The organism is Pseudonocardia lacus, from assembly GCF_018531445.1.
GTDB classification, from domain to species: domain Bacteria; phylum Actinomycetota; class Actinomycetes; order Mycobacteriales; family Pseudonocardiaceae; genus Pseudonocardia; species Pseudonocardia lacus.
In genome coordinates, this window is the sequence record NZ_JAHDTH010000203.1 from 1 (window position 1) to 15339 (window position 15339).

The 15339-nt window shown below is 74.3% G+C and carries 15 protein-coding genes; 8 read left to right on the forward strand and 7 right to left on the reverse strand.

Annotation, left to right across the window (positions count from 1 at the left end; all coding sequences use genetic code 11):
• The 6 genes from KIK08_RS31285 to KIK08_RS31310 all read left to right on the forward strand — a co-directional run.
• The coding region (locus KIK08_RS31285; RefSeq protein ID WP_214406915.1) for a helix-turn-helix transcriptional regulator at positions 1 to 972 on the forward strand (972 nt) is incomplete at its 5' end.
• A 220-nt stretch (positions 973 to 1192) separates the two neighbouring features.
• On the forward strand, positions 1193 to 3163 hold the full coding sequence (locus KIK08_RS31290; RefSeq protein ID WP_214406916.1) for a primary-amine oxidase: 1971 nt from the start codon (positions 1193 to 1195) through the stop codon (positions 3161 to 3163).
• On the forward strand, positions 3156 to 4691 hold the full coding sequence (locus KIK08_RS31295) for an APC family permease (RefSeq protein ID WP_214406917.1): 1536 nt from the start codon (positions 3156 to 3158) through the stop codon (positions 4689 to 4691). The genes KIK08_RS31290 and KIK08_RS31295 overlap by 8 nt, the downstream gene beginning before the upstream one ends.
• Positions 4691 to 5296 (forward strand): TetR/AcrR family transcriptional regulator, encoded by a 606-nt coding sequence (locus KIK08_RS31300; RefSeq protein ID WP_214406918.1) that lies wholly within the window; start codon positions 4691 to 4693, stop codon positions 5294 to 5296. Before KIK08_RS31295 ends, KIK08_RS31300 begins: the two co-directional genes overlap by 1 nt.
• A gap of 20 nt (positions 5297 to 5316) precedes the next feature.
• A complete protein-coding gene (locus tag KIK08_RS31305; protein WP_214406919.1) occupies positions 5317 to 6429 on the forward strand; it encodes a class II histone deacetylase in 1113 nt (370 codons plus the stop codon).
• 92 nt (positions 6430 to 6521) lie between these two features.
• Positions 6522 to 6980, forward strand: a complete 459-nt coding sequence (locus tag KIK08_RS31310) for a MaoC family dehydratase (protein ID WP_214406920.1) — start codon at positions 6522 to 6524, stop codon at positions 6978 to 6980.
• A gap of 41 nt (positions 6981 to 7021) precedes the next feature.
• On the opposite strand, the gene KIK08_RS31315 is transcribed toward KIK08_RS31310, so the two are convergent.
• The 7 genes from KIK08_RS31315 to KIK08_RS31340 all read right to left on the reverse strand — a co-directional run bounded on the left by KIK08_RS31315 (position 7022) and on the right by KIK08_RS31340 (position 13748).
• Positions 7022 to 8020, reverse strand: a complete 999-nt coding sequence (locus KIK08_RS31315; RefSeq protein ID WP_214406921.1) for a VOC family protein — start codon at positions 8018 to 8020, stop codon at positions 7022 to 7024.
• 42 nt (positions 8021 to 8062) lie between these two features.
• Positions 8063 to 9133 carry a 4-oxalomesaconate tautomerase gene (locus KIK08_RS31320; RefSeq protein WP_308258013.1) on the reverse strand — a complete coding sequence of 357 codons (1071 nt, stop codon included), beginning with the start codon at positions 9131 to 9133 and terminating at the stop codon, positions 8063 to 8065.
• Positions 9130 to 9825: a 4-carboxy-4-hydroxy-2-oxoadipate aldolase/oxaloacetate decarboxylase gene (locus tag KIK08_RS40535; RefSeq protein WP_308258014.1), complete on the reverse strand. Its 696-nt coding sequence runs from the start codon at positions 9823 to 9825 to the stop codon at positions 9130 to 9132. Before KIK08_RS40535 ends, KIK08_RS31320 begins: the two co-directional genes overlap by 4 nt.
• An 8-nt stretch (positions 9826 to 9833) precedes the next feature.
• Positions 9834 to 10592 (reverse strand): PIG-L deacetylase family protein, encoded by a 759-nt coding sequence (locus tag KIK08_RS40540; RefSeq protein ID WP_250558203.1) that lies wholly within the window; start codon positions 10590 to 10592, stop codon positions 9834 to 9836.
• A 256-nt stretch (positions 10593 to 10848) separates the two neighbouring features.
• Positions 10849 to 11775, reverse strand: coding sequence for a TIGR03564 family F420-dependent LLM class oxidoreductase (locus tag KIK08_RS31330; RefSeq protein ID WP_214406922.1), 927 nt, complete (start codon positions 11773 to 11775; stop codon positions 10849 to 10851).
• A 60-nt stretch (positions 11776 to 11835) separates the two neighbouring features.
• On the reverse strand, positions 11836 to 13080 hold the full coding sequence (locus KIK08_RS31335; RefSeq protein ID WP_214406923.1) for a sensor histidine kinase: 1245 nt from the start codon (positions 13078 to 13080) through the stop codon (positions 11836 to 11838).
• Entirely contained in the window at positions 13077 to 13748 is a 672-nt protein-coding gene (locus KIK08_RS31340) for a response regulator transcription factor (RefSeq protein ID WP_214406924.1), read from the reverse strand. The genes KIK08_RS31335 and KIK08_RS31340 overlap by 4 nt, the downstream gene beginning before the upstream one ends.
• A 166-nt stretch (positions 13749 to 13914) precedes the next feature.
• Between KIK08_RS31340 and KIK08_RS31345 the strand changes: the two genes are divergently transcribed.
• Both KIK08_RS31345 and KIK08_RS31350 read left to right on the forward strand, forming a co-directional pair.
• A complete protein-coding gene (locus KIK08_RS31345; RefSeq protein ID WP_214406925.1) occupies positions 13915 to 14916 on the forward strand; it encodes an AAA family ATPase in 1002 nt (333 codons plus the stop codon).
• A partial coding sequence (locus KIK08_RS31350) for a DUF58 domain-containing protein (protein WP_214406926.1) occupies positions 14913 to 15339 on the forward strand: 427 nt, incomplete at its 3' end. The genes KIK08_RS31345 and KIK08_RS31350, both read left to right, overlap by 4 nt.

Sequence of the window (15339 nt, forward strand, 5' to 3'; positions counted from 1 at the left end):
CTGCTGCGCGGCCGCCCGGGCGCCGCCCCCGGGCTGGCCGTGGCCGCGCTGGTCGGGCTGCGCGGCGTGCTGCCGTACGACTGCGCGTCGATCAGCCGCTGGGACCCCGCCGCCGGGCGGCACCGCACCGTGGCCGCGGCGGGCTACCCGCCGCAGGTGCTGCGGGTGATCGACGAGGACATGCACGCCGACCCGTTGTTCGCCGAGACACGCCAGGGCGGGCGGCCGATGCGGGTGCGCGACATCCCGGGCCCCCGCCGGCGCGGGCCGATCTTCGACACGGTGATCGGCCCGTTCGGCTTCCGCGACGGGCTCACCCACTGCCTGACCGCCCCCGACGGCCGCTACCTGGGCATGGTCAACGCCAGCACGCTCGACGCGCACCAGCCCGACGACGACGCCGTGGCCCTGCTGGAGCTGCTCGCCGACGACCTGGCCGGCCTGCTCGACCCGCTGCCCGCGCCCGTCCCGGCGACCACGGCCCTGGCGGCGGGCGAGGTAGACGGCCTGTTCGTCGGACCGGCCGGGGCCACGGCGCTGTCGCCGGGCGCGCGCCCGGAGCTGGTCGGCCTGCGCTCGCCGCTGCACCCCCTGCTGGTCGTGGCGCTGGCCGGGGGACCGGTCCCGGGGGCCGCGCTCGTCGTGCTCGACCGCGAGCTGCTGGCCGTCGCGCTGGAGCCGCGCGCGGGCGGCGTCGTGGTGCTGCACCGCCCCGCGCCGGCGCCGTTCGGGTTGACGCTGCGCGAGCTCGACGTGCTCGGCGCGCTGGCCGGCGGGCGGACGAACGCCCAGATCGCCGCGGCGCTGCGGATCACCCCGCGGACGGTGGCGACGCATGTCGAGCACCTGCTGGCCAAGACCGGCGCCCCGAACCGCGCCGCGGCGGCCCGCCTGGCCACCCGGCTCGGCCTGCTGGGTGAGGACCGGTTCGCGAGGGTTGCGGGGATCGGCGGGACCGGTCACCGTCGCTGACCGCCCGGCTACCGCGAACGGCCTTTCGCCGCCGTCGCCCGGTGCTATGGTCCCGTTGTCCCGCAGGTCCGGCGCCCCGAGCTCCACCCCAGCCCCGCCGGTCAGGCGAGCGACCCGTCGTTCCCACCTCCATGCCCGCCAGCGTTCTCGTCGATTCTTTCGTCAACGCTCGTAGACAAACGCACGTGGACAAGACGCTCACAGACACCTAGGAGCCCTGGTGCCCCCGACCGCCGTGCAGCTGCGCCGAACCCATCCCCTCGACCAGGTCACCGCCGAGGAGATCGGCGGGGTCCGCCGCGTCCTCGACGCCGCGGGCCTGGTCGCCGACAGCACGCGCTTCGTCTACGTCGGGCTGCAGGAGCCGGCCAAGTCCGACGTGCTGGCCCACCGCGACGGCGACGCCACCGCCCGCCGCTTCCGCGCGCTGCTGCTCGACATCGCCGCCCAGGTCTCCCGCGACGTCGTCGTCGACCTCGACACCGACAGCATCGTGTCGCAGGTCGAGCTGGACACCGCCACCGCGGGCCAGCTCCCGGTGCTCGACGAGGAGTTCGAGCTGGTCGAGCGGCTGCTCTCGACCGACGAGCGCTGGCTGGCCGCGCTGGCCGCGCGCGGCCTGGACGTCGAGAAGGTCCGCGTCGCGCCGCTGTCGGCGGGCGTGTACGCCGACGAGTACCCCGAGGAGTCCGGCCGCCGGATCCTGCGCGGGCTGGCGTTCGTCCAGGAGCACGAGAGCGACTCCGCCTGGGCGCACCCGATCGACGGCCTGGTCGCCTACGTCGACACCATGAACCGGGTCGTCGACCAGGTCATCGACGCCGGCCCGGTCCCGGTGCCCGAGGTCAACGGCAACTACGACGACCCCGCCGTGCGCGGTCCGCTGCGCACCACCCAGAAGCCGATCGAGATCACCCAGCCGCACGGCTCCAGCCTCACCCTCGACGGCAACGTGCTGACCTGGGAGAAGTGGTCGCTGCGGGTCGGGTTCGACGCCCGTGAGGGCCTGGTGCTGCACCAGATCGGCTTCGACGAGGGCGCGGGCACCCGCCCGATCATCTACCGGGCCTCGATCGCCGAGATGGTCGTGCCCTACGCCGACCCGGCGCCCGTGCGGTCGTGGCAGAACTACTTCGACACCGGTGAGTACCTGGTCGGGCGCTACGCCAACTCCCTCGAGCTGGGCTGCGACTGCCTCGGTGAGATCACCTACATGGACGCCGTGCTGGCCGACGAGATGGGCAACCCGCGGGTGCTGCCCAACGCGGTCTGCATCCACGAGGAGGACTTCGGAATCCTCTGGAAGCACTCCGACCTGTGGACGGGCTCGGCGGAGACCCGCCGCCAGCGCCGTCTGGTGATCTCCTTCTTCACCACCGTCGGCAACTACGACTACGGCTTCTACTGGTACCTCTACCTCGACGGCACCATCGCCTTCGAGGCCAAGGCCACCGGCGTCGTGTTCACCTCGGCCCACCCCGGCGGCGACTACCCCTACGCCTCCGAGATCGCCCCGGGCCTGGGCGCCCCGCTGCACCAGCACCTGTTCAGCGCCCGGCTGGACATGACCGTCGACGGCCCGGCCAACCGGGTCGAGGAGGTCGAGGTCGTGCGGGTGCCCAAGGGCCCGGACAACCTGCGCGGCAACGCCTGGACGGTGCAGCACACCGTGCTGGACCGCGAGTCCGCCGCCCAGCGCGACGCCGCGCCGGACCGCAACCGGGTCTGGCACATCGTGAACCCGGAGAAGACCAACCAGCTCGGGCGCCCGGTCGGCTACGCGCTGGCCCCGCAGGGCCTGCCCACCCTGCTGGCCGACCCGGACTCCTCGATCGCCCAGCGGGCCGCGTTCGCGACCCGCCACCTGTGGGTCACCCGCTACGACCCGGCCGAGCGCTACTCCGCGGGCGACTTCGTCAACCAGCACTCCGGCGGCGCGGGCCTGCCCGCCTACGCCGCGGCCGACCGCGACCTCGACGGCCAGGACGTCGTCGTCTGGCACACCTTCGGGCTCACCCACGTACCGCGCCCCGAGGACTGGCCGATCATGCCGGTCGACTACACCGGGTTCACGCTCAAGCCGGTCGGCTTCTTCGACCGCAACCCCACGCTCGACGTGCCCGCCTCGGCGTCGGGCCACTGCGCCTCCAACGGCTCGATCGAGGACGGCGGGGTCCACCACCATGGCTGAGCGCACCCGCACCCGTCGCCGCTCCCCCGAGGCGGGCGACCGGCTGGCCGCGAACCGGCTGGGCGTGGCCGGGATCGTCTTCTTCGTCGTCGCCGCCGCGGCCCCGCTGGTCGGCATGACCGGTGCCGTGCCGGTGGCCGCCGCCGCGGGCAACGGCGCCGGTGTGCCCGGCGCCTACGTCGCGGTCGGCATCACCCTGCTGATCTTCAGCTCGGCGTTCTCGGCGATGAGCCGGGTCGTCACCAACACCGGCGCCTTCTTCGCCTACGTCGGGCGCGGGCTGGGCATCCCCGCCGGCGTCGGCTCGGCGCTGGTCTCGCTGCTCGCCTACCTGGCCATCCAGCTGTCGATCTACGGCTTCTTCGGCGGGATCATGGCCGGGCAGATGGCCGCGACGGTCGGCCTGGAGCTGCCGTGGTGGCTGTGGTCGCTCATCGCCTGGGCGGTCGTGCTGGGCCTGTCGGTGCTCCGGGTCGACATCGGCGCCAAGCTACTCGGGGTGCTGATGATCTGCGAGCTGCTCAGCCTGGTCATCGTGGCGTTCGCCGTCATCGGCAGCGGCGGCGGGCCGGAGGGGCTGGACGTCGCGGCGTCCTTCGCCCCGCAGAACGTGTTCGTCGGCGGGCTGGTCGGCTCGGCCGGCATCGCGCTGGCCTTCGCGTTCGCCTCGTTCATCGGTTTCGAGGCGACCGCCATCTACGGCGAGGAGAGCCGCGACCCGGAGCGCACCGTGCCCCGGGCCACCTACCTCGCGGTCGGGCTGATCACCGTCATCTTCGCGCTGGCCGCCTTCGCGATCGTGAGCGGGCTGGGCGCGTCGGGCATCGAGGGCAAGGTCGCCGAGCTGTCCACCGTGGACGGGACGCCGCTGGCCGACCCGGCCGCCGTGCTGTTCACCGTGGCCGGCACCTACGTGGGCGACTGGCTGGCCACCGCGATGAGCTGGCTGGTGCTGTCCAGCCTGTTCGCCGGGCTGCTGGCCTTCCAGAACTGCAGCGCCCGCTACTTCTTCTCGCTCGGGCGCGCCGGAGTGCTGCCCGCGGGGCTGCAGCACACCAACGGCCGCGGCGCCCCGGCCGCCGGCTCGATCGCCACCAGCGTCATCACCGGCCTGGTCATCGTGGTGTTCGCGCTGGCCGGGCTGGACCCGGTGCTCAACCTGTTCTACTGGGCCTCCGGCATGGCCGTCATCTCCGTCCTCGTGGTGGAGATCCTGGTGTGCGTCGCGGTACTGGTGCACTTCGCCCGCCGCGGTCAGCAGCGGCACTGGTGGTCGACCACGGCCGCGCCCGTCCTCGCCGGCCTGGGCCTGCTCACCGGGCTCTACCTGCTCATCTCCCGGTTCGGGCTGCTCTCCGGCACGGTCCCCGACGGCGTCGACCCGACGACCACCCCGTGGACGCTCAGTGCCACCGGTTGGACGCTGGTCCTGCTGCCGTTCGTCGTGCTGGTGATCGGCGTCGTGCTCGGCACGGCCGTGGCGGGGCGCGGTGACCGCAGGCGGGAGCTGTCCGACATCCTCGGCTGATGCCGAAGATCGTCGACCACGAGGCCCGGCGCCGGGAGATCATCGAGGCGGTCTGGAAGCTGATCTCCTCGCGCGGGTTCCAGTCGGTGACCATGCGCGAGCTGGCCACCGCGGCTGGGTACGCCAACGGCGCCCTGACCCGGTACTTCCCGGACAAGGACGCCGTGCTGCGCGCGGCGTTCCGGCGGGCCTACGACGCCACCAACGAGCGCGCCGCCGCGGCCATCGGCGACCGCGGCGGCCTGGCCGCCCTGCGCCTGCTGTGCCTGGAGATCATGCCGCTGGACGAGGAGCGGCTGCGCGAGGCGCGGGTCGTCATCGGCTTCTGGGACCACGCCGCGGGCGACGACCACCTCGTGGAGTTCTTCGCCGGGACCATGGTCGAGTGGCGCGACCAGGTCCGCACCTACCTGCGCCAGGCCCGGGCCACCGGGGAGATCCCGCCCGGCCGCTGCGACGACGGCGCGATCGACACCGTGATCGACTCGCTGCTCGCCGTGCTGATGGGCCTGCAGATCAACGCGCTGTTCATGCCGCGCGACACCACCCCCGAGCGCCAGCTCCGGTTGCTCGACGACTTCCTGGATTCCCTGCGCCGCAGCTGAGCAAGAAGGAGAGCCCCTCGATGACGACCGGCTACCTGTGGGACGAGATCTTCGGCTGGCACGACACCGGCTCGGGGGCGCTGTTCCCGGCCGACCCGGACGCGGGCCACCAGCCCATCGCCCACCACGTCGCGCACCCCGACACCAAGCGCCGCCTGCACGAGCTGGTCTGCGTGTCCGGGCTGGTCGAGCACCTGACCCGGGTCGCGCCCCGACCGGCCACCCCCGAGCAGCTGCTGCGGGTGCACACCCCCGAGCACGTCGAGCGGATCGTCCGCGAGAGCGCCCTGCCCAAGGGCGGCGACGCGGGCGACGGCTTCTCGCCGTTCGGCAAGGGCGCCTACCGGATCGCCGCGCTCAGCGCGGGCGGTGCGATCGCGATGACCGAGGCCGTCGTGTCCGGTGCCGTCGACAACGGCTTCGCGCTGGTCAACCCGCCCGGCCACCACGCGCTCCCGGAGACCGGGCTGGGGTTCTGCATCTTCAACAACGTGGCCGTCGCCGCGAAGCACGCCCGCGCGGAGCTGGGCATCGAGCGGCTGGCGATCGTCGACTGGGACGTCCACCACGGCAACGGCGCGCAGGCGATCTTCGCCGAGGACCCGTCGGTGCTGACCCTCTCGATCCACCAGGACCGCTGCTTCCCGCCGAACTCCGGGCTGCTGGAGGACCGCGGGACCGGGGCCGGGCGGAACTACAACATCAACATCCCGATGCCGGTGGGCTGCGGCGACGGCGCCTACCAGTACGCGGCCGAGACCGTGATCGGCCCGGCGCTGCAGGCCTACGCCCCCGAGCTGGTGCTGGTGGCCTGCGGGTTCGACCCGAACGCGATGGACCCGCTGGCCCGCCAGCTGGTCACCAGCACCAGCTTCGTCGCCCTCACCCGGACGGTGAAGGAGGCGGCGCAGCGCTCGGCCGGCGGCCGGCTGGTGCTGCTGCAGGAGGGCGGCTACAGCCCCATCTACGTGCCGTTCTGCGGGGTGGCGACCATCCAGGAGCTGGCCGGGGTGCACGTCATGGACGACCCGATGCTGCCGGTGGTCGGCGGGATGGGCGGGCACGACCTGGAGCCGCACCAGAAGGCGCTCGTCGACCGGGTCGCGACCTACGTGGCCGACCTGCGGGGCTGACCGCGCTGGTCCGGGGGCCTCCCCGCAGCGTATGCCAACACATAGGATGTCGACCGTCCAGTCTTGTGTTGCGTGTTTCGAGGAGGCCCCCGATGAGCTCCACCACGACCACCCTCGCCGAGCTGCCCGGGCTCAAGGGCGCCGAGCTGGGCACCAGCGACTGGGTCGAGGTCACCCAGGAGCGCGTCCAGCGCTTCGCCGACGCCACCGACGACCACCAGTGGATCCACGTCGACGTCGAGCGGGCGAAGGCGGAGAGCCCGTTCGGCGGGCCGATCGCGCACGGCTTCCTGACCCTCGGGCTGTTCATCCCGATGTGGTCGCAGGTGCTGGCGGTCACCGACTGCACGACGGCGGTCAACTACGGGCTCAACAAGGTGCGCTTCCCGGCGCCGGTGCCGGTCGGCTCCGCGGTGCGGCTGCGCGCCACGCTGCTCGACGTCGTCGAGGTGAAGGGCGGCTACCAGCTCACCGTGTCGGGCGTGATCGAGCGCGAGGGCGGGGACAAGCCGGTCTGCATCCTGGAGTCGGTGGTGCGCTTCCTCGGCTGAGCCGGCCGCGGCGCGCCGGAGGTCCGGCGCGCCGCTCCCGGTCAGCTCTGCGGGGTGTCGACCGGGGGAGTGCCGTGGGTGTGGAAGGACGCGATCGTCTTCAGCCCCCAGGCCTGGCCCTTGGCCCGCTCGGCCTCGGTCCAGGTGACCGGCTCCCAGTCCGGGGCGTAGATCAGCCGCCCGGTCGGGTTGCACAGCTCGATGCGGTTGCCGCCGGGCTCGTAGAGGTAGAGGAAGAACGTCTGCTGGATGGCGTGCTTGTGCGGGCCGGTCTCGATGAACACGCCGCTGTCCAGGGCGATGTCGGCGGCGCGCAGGATGTCCTCGCGGGTGTCGGTGCTGAACGCGATGTGGTGCAGTCGCCCCCGCGACCCGGTCCAGTCGTTGGTGTAGACGAGGTCGTAGGACTTCTGGTTGAAGTGCGTCCACTGCCCGGAGATCACCCCGGTGTCCAGCTGGATCTGCTCGGTGACCCGTGCGCCCAGCTGGTCGCAGATGAAGTCGCCGTTGCCGGCCGCGTCGCGGGCCAGGTAGTTGACGTGGTTGAGGTGGCGCACGCCCACCCCGCGCCCGGGGTAGGCCTGCGCCTGGTTCTTCAGCGCCGGGCGCTGGGCGTCGGTGGGCTGGAAGCGCTCGGTCTCCCAGTACAGCTCGATCTCGTGGCCGTCGGGGTCGCGGCACAGGTAGGTCGGGCCGATGCCGGGGTCGCCGTCCTTCCAGCCGATGCCCAGGCCCTTCTCCTCGACGGCGGCGACGCGGCGTTCCAGCGCCTCCTGGCTCGACGCGCGCAGCCCCGTGCGGCCCACGCCCGAGGTCGTCGACGCGGTCACCTTGAGGCTGTGGTGCTCGTAGTCGTCCCAGGTGCGCAGGTAGACCGAGTCGCCGTCGCGGCCGTTCTCGGTCAGGCCGAGCACGTTCACGAAGAAGTCGACGCTGGCCTCGGGCTCCGGGGTGAGCAGCTCGACGTGGGCGAGGTGGGCGATGTCGTGGAGCAGGCGGCGCACGGGGAAGGCGCTCGGGGACTGGGTGGTCTCGGACATCGTGCGCTCTCCAGGTCAGGGGTCGTCAGGGGTCGTCAGGGGTCACGGACGGGGGAAGACGGTGCCGTCGAACAGCGGACGGGCCGTGCGGACGACGGTGGAGCGGCGCACCCGCGGCGGGTCGGCGCCGGGTTCGAGCTCGACGTCGACGTCGAGGAAGCCGCTGGGGTGCTCGACGCGCAGCGGCCCGCCGCCGGCCGGGCGCACCAGCAGGTCGTGGCCGACCGCGCCGTCGATCATCGCCGCGGTGAGCACGCTGACCGCGCCGAGCACGCCGATCGAGGGGTGCGGGTGGACCGGGATGAACGTGCGGGTGCTGATGGCGCCGCCGTCGCGCGGCGCGGCGACCAGGGTGGTCTTGGGCACCGACGCCGAGGTGACGTCGCCCAGGCCCATCAGCTTGCCGGCCTGCACGCGCAGGCTCTGCACGCGCTCGGTGAGCGCGGCGTCGGCGCCCAGCTCGGCCGGGCTCTCGTAGCCGGTGCGCCCGAGGTCGGCGGCGCGCACGACGACGACGGGCATGCCGTTGTCGATGCAGGTGATCGCCAGGCCGTCGATCTCGTCGACGAGCCGGCCGGTGGGCAGCAGGCTGCCGCAGGTCGAGCCCTCGGTGTCGGCGAGGTCGAGCGCGACCGGGGCCGCGGTGCCGGGCACGCCGGCGATCGCGGTGGCGCCCGCGTAGTCGACGCGGCGCCCGGGCGTGGCGAACCGGGACACCGCCAGCCCGTCGGTGTTGACCATCGTGATGCGCACGCTGGTCTCGCCGTCGGCGGCCGCGACGAGCCCGCGTTCGACCGCGAACTGCCCGACGGCGGCGAGCAGGTTGCCGCAGTTCTGCTTGTCCGACACGGTCGCGGCGTCCACGCCGACCTGCAGGAACAGGTAGTCGACGTCGCGGTCGGGCGCCGCGGACGGCGAGACCACGGCGACCTTGCTGGTCACCGGCTGGGCGCCGCCCAGGCCGTCGATCTGCTGCGGGTCGGGGCTGCCCATGATCCGCAGCAGCAGGTCGTCGCGGGCGGTCGGGTCGGCCGGCAGGTCGTCGGCGAGGAAGAACGCGCCCTTGGACGTGCCACCGCGCATCAGCATGCAGCGCACGCCGTGCGGGGTCACCGCTCCAGCTCCGCCGCGCTGAGGTAGGTGACGCCCAGGTCGGCCAGCGTCGCGCGCAGGCCGTAGCGGTCCAGGCCCAGCTCGCCGTCGCGGAACGCCTTGCGCGCCGCCTCCTCCTTCTCGACCCGCGCACGGCTCGCGGCCAGCACCTCCTCGACCCGTTCGCGGGCCACCACGACGACGCCGTCGTCGTCGGCCAGCACGGCGTCACCGGCCCGCACGACCTGGCCGCCGACGACGACCGGGACGTTCACCGCGCCCGCGGTGGCCTTGACGCTGCCCTGCGCGCTGACCGCCGCCGACCACACCGGGAAGCCCATCTCGCGCAGTTCGGCGACGTCGCGCACGCCGGTGGTGGTGACCAGGCCGCGCACGCCGCGCGAGGCGAGGCTGGTGGCCAGCAGTTCGCCGAACAGCCCGTCGGTGCACGGCGAGGAGGTGGTGACGACCAGCAGGTCTCCGGGGGCGCACTGCTCGACCGCGGCGTGGATCATCAGGTTGTCGCCGGGCCAGCACAGCGCGGTGACGGCCGTGCCGCCGGCGCGCGCGCCGTCCTGGATCGGGCGCAGCCCGGTGCCCAGGTAGCCGGCGCGGCCCTGGGCCTCGTGCACCGTGGCCACGCCCAGCTCGGCCAGCGCGTCGACGGTGGCCAGGTCGGCCCGCGGCGGGTCGGTGACGATCACCTTGGTCACCGGGGCGTTCACGACAGCTCCGTGGTGACCTGCGGGTACACCCGGACGAAGGCCTCGGCCATGGTCGAGTGCGCCAGCCCGAGGTTGGGGCCGGCGTTGCGCTTGAGCTGCACGCCGCGGCGCTTGGCGAGGTCGGTGTAGTAGTCCCACATGTGCTGCTGGGCGGGCAGGCACTCCATCGCCTTGCGCTTGCGGTCGAACACCTCGGTGATGTCGAGCAGCACGTCGGGTCGGAAGTCGCACTGCTCGGGCTGGTGGGGCTCGAAGAAGAACACCGGCGGGGCGCCGAGGGGCTCGCCGGGGGCGTCGTAGCCGATGGCCTGGGCGAGCACGCGGGCCTGCAGCGCCATCCGCGCCGCCGCGGGGTGGTCGCCGTTGTAGGGGTCGGCGAGGGTGTGGGTCAGGACGACGGCCGGCGAGAGCTCGCGGTAGATCCGGACCAGGTGGTCGACCAGCTCCCGCGACTCCACCAGCGGGTAGTCGCCCGCGTCGAGGAACCGGACCTCGGCGCCGAGGGCGGCCGCGGCGTTCTCGGCCTCCTCGCGGCGCATGGCCTTGATCTCCTCCAGGCCGTGGCCCTCCCGCCAGGCGCGCGCGGACTCGCCGCGCTCGCCGTAGCTCAGGCACACGACGCTGGCCCGCTGCCCGCGGGAGGCGGCCAGGGCGATGGCGCCGCCGGCCCGCCAGACGAAGTCCCCGGCGTGCGCGCTCACCACCAGCAGGCTCGCGGCGGTGGCCGACCCCGGCCCCGGCACCGTCTCCGACATCGACTCTCCTCGTCCGTGGTGGATCGCCAGCCTGCGTGATCGGGAACAAGATTGTCAACAATCCTGGTGGGCGGTTCCGCCGGACGGAAGCACCCCGTCGGAGCTTTCCGGACGCCCGCCCTGACCTGCGGTGACGCCGATCTTGGCGGCGTTCGGCGCGGTCGGTCGACGGTACCGGGGCAGCGCCGCGCCGGCTCGCCATCGCCGCGCCCGGGAGCACCGACCGGCGCGTCCGGCTCGGGGCGCCGTGGGTCGCTCAACCCAGGTGCGCGGCCAGTGCCTCGCGGGTCGCCTCCCGGGAGGCCTCGTCGGGCGCGGCGACCTCCAGGCGCAGGTCGGTGGCGCCGGCCCCGCCGTAGGCGGCCAGGCCGTCGAGGACCCGCTCCCAGGAGCCGATCAGGTGCAGCTCGGCCGGGTCGGCCAGGCCCTCCCGGTCCTGCACCGCCCGGTAGGAGGGCACCTGGCGGTAGCGGGTGGCGGTGGCCTGCGCGAGGGCGAACGCCGCGGAGGGCTCGTCGGTGACGCAGATGCGCACCAGGGCCATGATCCGCGGCGCCGGGCGGCCGGCGGCCTCGGCCGCGGCCCGGATGGTGGGCGCGATGTAGCTGCCGATCGTGCGCGGACCGCACTGCCCGACCGAGGTGCCCGCGACCCGCCGCCCGGCCAGCTCCAGCATCCGCGGACCGAGCGCGGCCAGCAGGATCGGGGTGTCGGGAGCCTCGATGCCCAGCTCGACGTGCGCGCTGAGCTGGGTGCCGTCCAGGTCGACCGGGCGCCCGGCCAGCAGCGGCTGCAGCCCGTCGATGAACTCGCGGGTGAACTCCAGCGGGTGTTCCCAGGCCAGGCCCATCGTGGTGGCCACGGCCCCGCGCGAGGCCGCGCCGATGCCCAGGGTGAACCGGCCGCCCAGCGCGCTCTGCGCGGTCCGGGCCAGCTGGGCCAGGGCGATGGGGTGGCGCCCGTAGAGCGGGGTGACCGACGTGCCGACCTCGCCCAGGTTCGGGATGTCGTCGGCGACGCAGGCCAGCGCCACGACCGGGTCGACCCCGGTGGCGTGGGAGATCCACAGGCCGTCGAACCCGGCGGCGTCGGCGTACCGGGCGACGCGGCGGGCCTGCTCGACGGTGGCGATCGTCGTGCCCCCGGCCAGGCCCCAGCGCATCCCGAGCCGGTCGCCACCCATGTCCCCACCCCGATCACTCGCCGACGCCGGCAGCGTACGTCGGCCGGCACCGACGGCCGCTCAGCGCTCGGTCCCGGCCGGCACGGCGAGCGGGTCGGTGGCCGGTGGCGCCGGGGTCCGGGTGGTGCGGCCGTCGGGGACGTGCGGCACCCAGATCACGAAGGAGCTGCCGGCGCCGGGAGCGCTGTGCACCGCGACCGAGCCCCCGTGGCTCTCCGCGGTCTGGCGCACGATCGCCAGGCCCAGCCCGGTGCCGCGGTCGTCGGGCCCGGCGCGCCCGGCCCCGCGCCAGAACCGGTCGAAGACCCGCTCGCGGTCGCCGTCGGCGATTCCCGGGCCCTCGTCGCGCACCGCCGACCAGGCCCAGCCGTGCTCGTGGCCGCTGGCCACGGTGATGGTGGTGCCGGCGGGCGAGACCCGCAGCGCGTTGGACACCAGGTTGTCCATCGCCCGGCGCAGCGCGGCGGCGTCGCCGATCACCGTGGTGCTCCCGGCGGTGCGGCGCGCGATCCGGACGCCGGCGCGCCCGGCGAGCAGCGCGTACTCGTCGGCGACCTCGGCGACCACCGCCGCCAGGTCGACGTCGGTCTCGACGAACGCCGGGGCCGCCCGGCGGGCCGCCGCCAGCAGGTCCTCCACGAGGCCGGTCATCCGGGCGGTCGCCCGGGTCACGACGGCGAGGGCCCGGCGGCGCTCGTCGGGGCTCGCGTCGTCGCGGGAGAGCACGGCGTCGAGGGTGGTGCGGATGACGGCCAGCGGGTGGCGCAGCTCGTGGGAGGCGTCGTCGATCAGCCGGCGCTGGGCGCCGAACGCCCCGTCGAGGCGGCCGAGCATGTCGTCGACGGTGTCGGCCAGCGACCGGATCTCGTCGTTCGGGCCGGCGAGGGCGATCCGGCGGGACAGGTCGGTCGCGCCGATCTCGCGGGCCGCCGCGGTCACCCGCCGCACCGGGCGCAGCACCCGGCCCGACAGCCACCAGCCGACGGCCAGGCTCAGCACCAGCAGCCCGGCCAGCACCCACGCCGAGGCCGTCCGCAGCACCTCCAGGGTCTGGAAGTTGACCGCCTGCTGGACGCTCTCCAGGTCGGCGGCCTGGAACTGCTGGTCCTCGCGCAGCACCAGCTGGTTGCCGACCTGCTTGACCTTCCGCACGGTGATCGGGTCGAGGGGCGCGGCGTCGACGTTCTGCGAGACGACCGCGTAGACCGCGCCCAGCACCGCCGCGGTCAGCCCGAACACGACCAGCGAGTAGGTCGCGGTGAGCCGGAACCGGATCGTCTGCATCCAGCCGGGGAGGCGTCTCACGCCGGCACCCGCAGCCGGTAGCCGCGCCCGATCACGGTCTCCAGCAGCGGTGGCTCGCCGGCGAGGGTCAGCTTGCGCCGCAGCGTCCCGACGGTCACCCGCACGGTCTGGGTGAACGGGTCGGCGTTCTCGTCCCAGACGTGGTCGAGCAGCTCCTCGGCGGAGATGACGTACTCCGGGCGCGCCATCAGGTAGCGCAGCACCGCGAACTCCTTGCGGGTCAGGCGCAGCTCCCGGTCGCCGCGGGCGGCGGTGCTGCGGGCGTCGTCCAGCACCAGCTCGCCGAGTTCGAGCACCGCGCTGGCCGCACCGGTGCCGCGGCGCAGCAGCACCCGGACCCGGGCCAGCAGCTCGCCCAGTGCGAAGGGTTTGACCAGGTAGTCGTCGGCGCCCTCGTCCAGACCGCGGATGCGGTCGGCGAGGCCGCCGCGGGCAGTGAGCATCAGCACCCGCGGCCCGTCGGCCGAGCGCAGCCGCCGGCAGACGGCGAAGCCGTCGGTGTCGGGCAGGTTCACGTCCAGAACCACCAGGTCGTACTCGGTGAGCCGGGCCTTCTCCAGCGCCGCGGCTCCGGTGGCGGCCGTGTCGACCGCGTAGCCGGCCCTGCCCAGGCCGGCCACCAGGGCCGCGGCCAGATCATCGTCGTCCTCCACGACCAGGAGCCGCATGGCATCCACAGTAGGCGCGGCACCGTTGCGGAGGCTCGTCCGCTTTCGCCGGACTTTCGGTCCGGCTGCCGCTGGTTTTCGCCCCCACCCGCTGCACTGGTCCCCGGCCGAGCGACCCGGTGTCCCGCCCCTCCCGGGTCGCTCGGCCCCCGACCGGAGGAGGACCATGACAGCAGGAGCCCAGCTCGAGGAGGCGATCCTCGAGGTCAAACGCGTGGTGGTCGGGCAGGACCACGCCGTCGAGCGGATGTTCGTCGGGCTGCTCGCCCGCGGGCACTGCCTGCTCGAAGGAGTGCCGGGGGTCGCCAAGACGCTCGCCGTGCGCACCCTGGCCGCGGTGACCGGCGGCAGCTTCGCGCGGCTGCAGTTCACCCCCGACCTGGTGCCCGGCGACATCGTGGGCACCCGGATCTGGCGGCCCTCGACCGAGACCTTCGACGTCGAGCCGGGGCCGGTGTTCGCCACCACCGTGCTGGCCGACGAGATCAACCGGGCCCCGGCGAAGGTGCAGTCCGCGCTGCTGGAGGCCATGGCCGAGCGGCAGGTGTCGATCGGCGGCGTCGGCCTCGCGCTGCCCGACCCGTTCCTGGTGCTGGCCACCCAGAACCCCATCGAGTCCGACGGCGTCTACGAGCTGCCCGAGGCCCAGCGCGACCGGTTCCTGCTCAAGATCGAGCTCGGGTACCCGTCGGGCACGGAGGAGCTGGCGATCCTGGGCCGGATGAGCGTCGACCCGCCCCGGCCCCGTCCCGTGCTGTCGGCCGACGGGGTGCGGGCGCTGCAGCGGCACGCGGACCAGGTGTTCGTGCACCACGCCTGCGCCGAGTACGCGGTGCGGCTGGTGCTGGCCACCCGGGACCCGGCCCGCTACGGGCTGCCCGACCTGGCCGCGGCGCTGCAGTTCGGGGTGAGCCCCCGCGCCACGCTCGGGCTCGTCGCGGCGGCCCGGGCGCTGGCGCTGCTGCGCGGGCGGCCCTACGTGCTGCCCGCGGACATCGCCGACGTGGCCGAGGACGTCGTCGCCCACCGGATGGTGCTGACCTTCGACGCGCTGGCCGACGGCGTCGACGCCCGGCACCTGGTCCGCCGCGTCCTGGACGCGGTGCGCCGCCCGGTGGTGTCGCCCGCCCAGCAGGAGGCCGACCGGCCGGAAGGGGAGGCGGCGTGACCACGCCCGAGACCGACCGCGCCGAGCGGAGCCTGCGCCGCATCGAGCTGGCCGTGCGCCGCCGGATCGACGGCCTCCGCCAGGGCGAGCACCGCGGCCTGCGGCCCGGCCCCGGCGGCGAGCCCGACGCGGTGCGCCCCTACTCGCCCGGCCTGGACGACGTCCGGCTGATCGACTGGTCGGTGACGGCGCGGACCGGGCAGCCGCACGTCCGGGCCGCCGTCGCCGAGCACGAGCTGCGGACGTGGGTGCTGGTCGACGGCTCGGCCAGCATGGACTTCGGCACCGCGGTGATGGAGAAGCGCGAGCTCGCCGCCGCGGTGGTCGCGGCGGTGGGCGCGCTGACCGCCGCACCCGGCAACCGGCTCGGCGCCTGCGCGCTCACCGGCAGTGGCCTGCGCACGCACCGGCCGCGGTCCGGCC

Bases quoted from the DNA above. Each gene is read 5' to 3' on its own strand.
- KIK08_RS31295 (WP_214406917.1), top strand. From the start codon at position 3,156: ATGGCTGAGCGCACCCGCACCCGTCGCCGCTCCCCCGAGGCGGGCGAC.
- KIK08_RS31300 (WP_214406918.1), top strand. From the start codon at position 4,691: ATGCCGAAGATCGTCGACCACGAGGCCCGGCGCCGGGAGATCATCGAG.
- KIK08_RS31305 (WP_214406919.1), top strand. From the start codon at position 5,317: ATGACGACCGGCTACCTGTGGGACGAGATCTTCGGCTGGCACGACACC.
- KIK08_RS31310 (WP_214406920.1), top strand. From the start codon at position 6,522: ATGAGCTCCACCACGACCACCCTCGCCGAGCTGCCCGGGCTCAAGGGC.
- KIK08_RS31315 (WP_214406921.1), bottom strand. From the start codon at position 8,020: ATGTCCGAGACCACCCAGTCCCCGAGCGCCTTCCCCGTGCGCCGCCTG.
- KIK08_RS40540 (WP_250558203.1), bottom strand. From the start codon at position 10,592: ATGTCGGAGACGGTGCCGGGGCCGGGGTCGGCCACCGCCGCGAGCCTG.
- KIK08_RS31330 (WP_214406922.1), bottom strand. From the start codon at position 11,775: ATGGGTGGCGACCGGCTCGGGATGCGCTGGGGCCTGGCCGGGGGCACG.
- KIK08_RS31340 (WP_214406924.1), bottom strand. From the start codon at position 13,748: ATGCGGCTCCTGGTCGTGGAGGACGACGATGATCTGGCCGCGGCCCTG.
- KIK08_RS31345 (WP_214406925.1), top strand. From the start codon at position 13,915: ATGACAGCAGGAGCCCAGCTCGAGGAGGCGATCCTCGAGGTCAAACGC.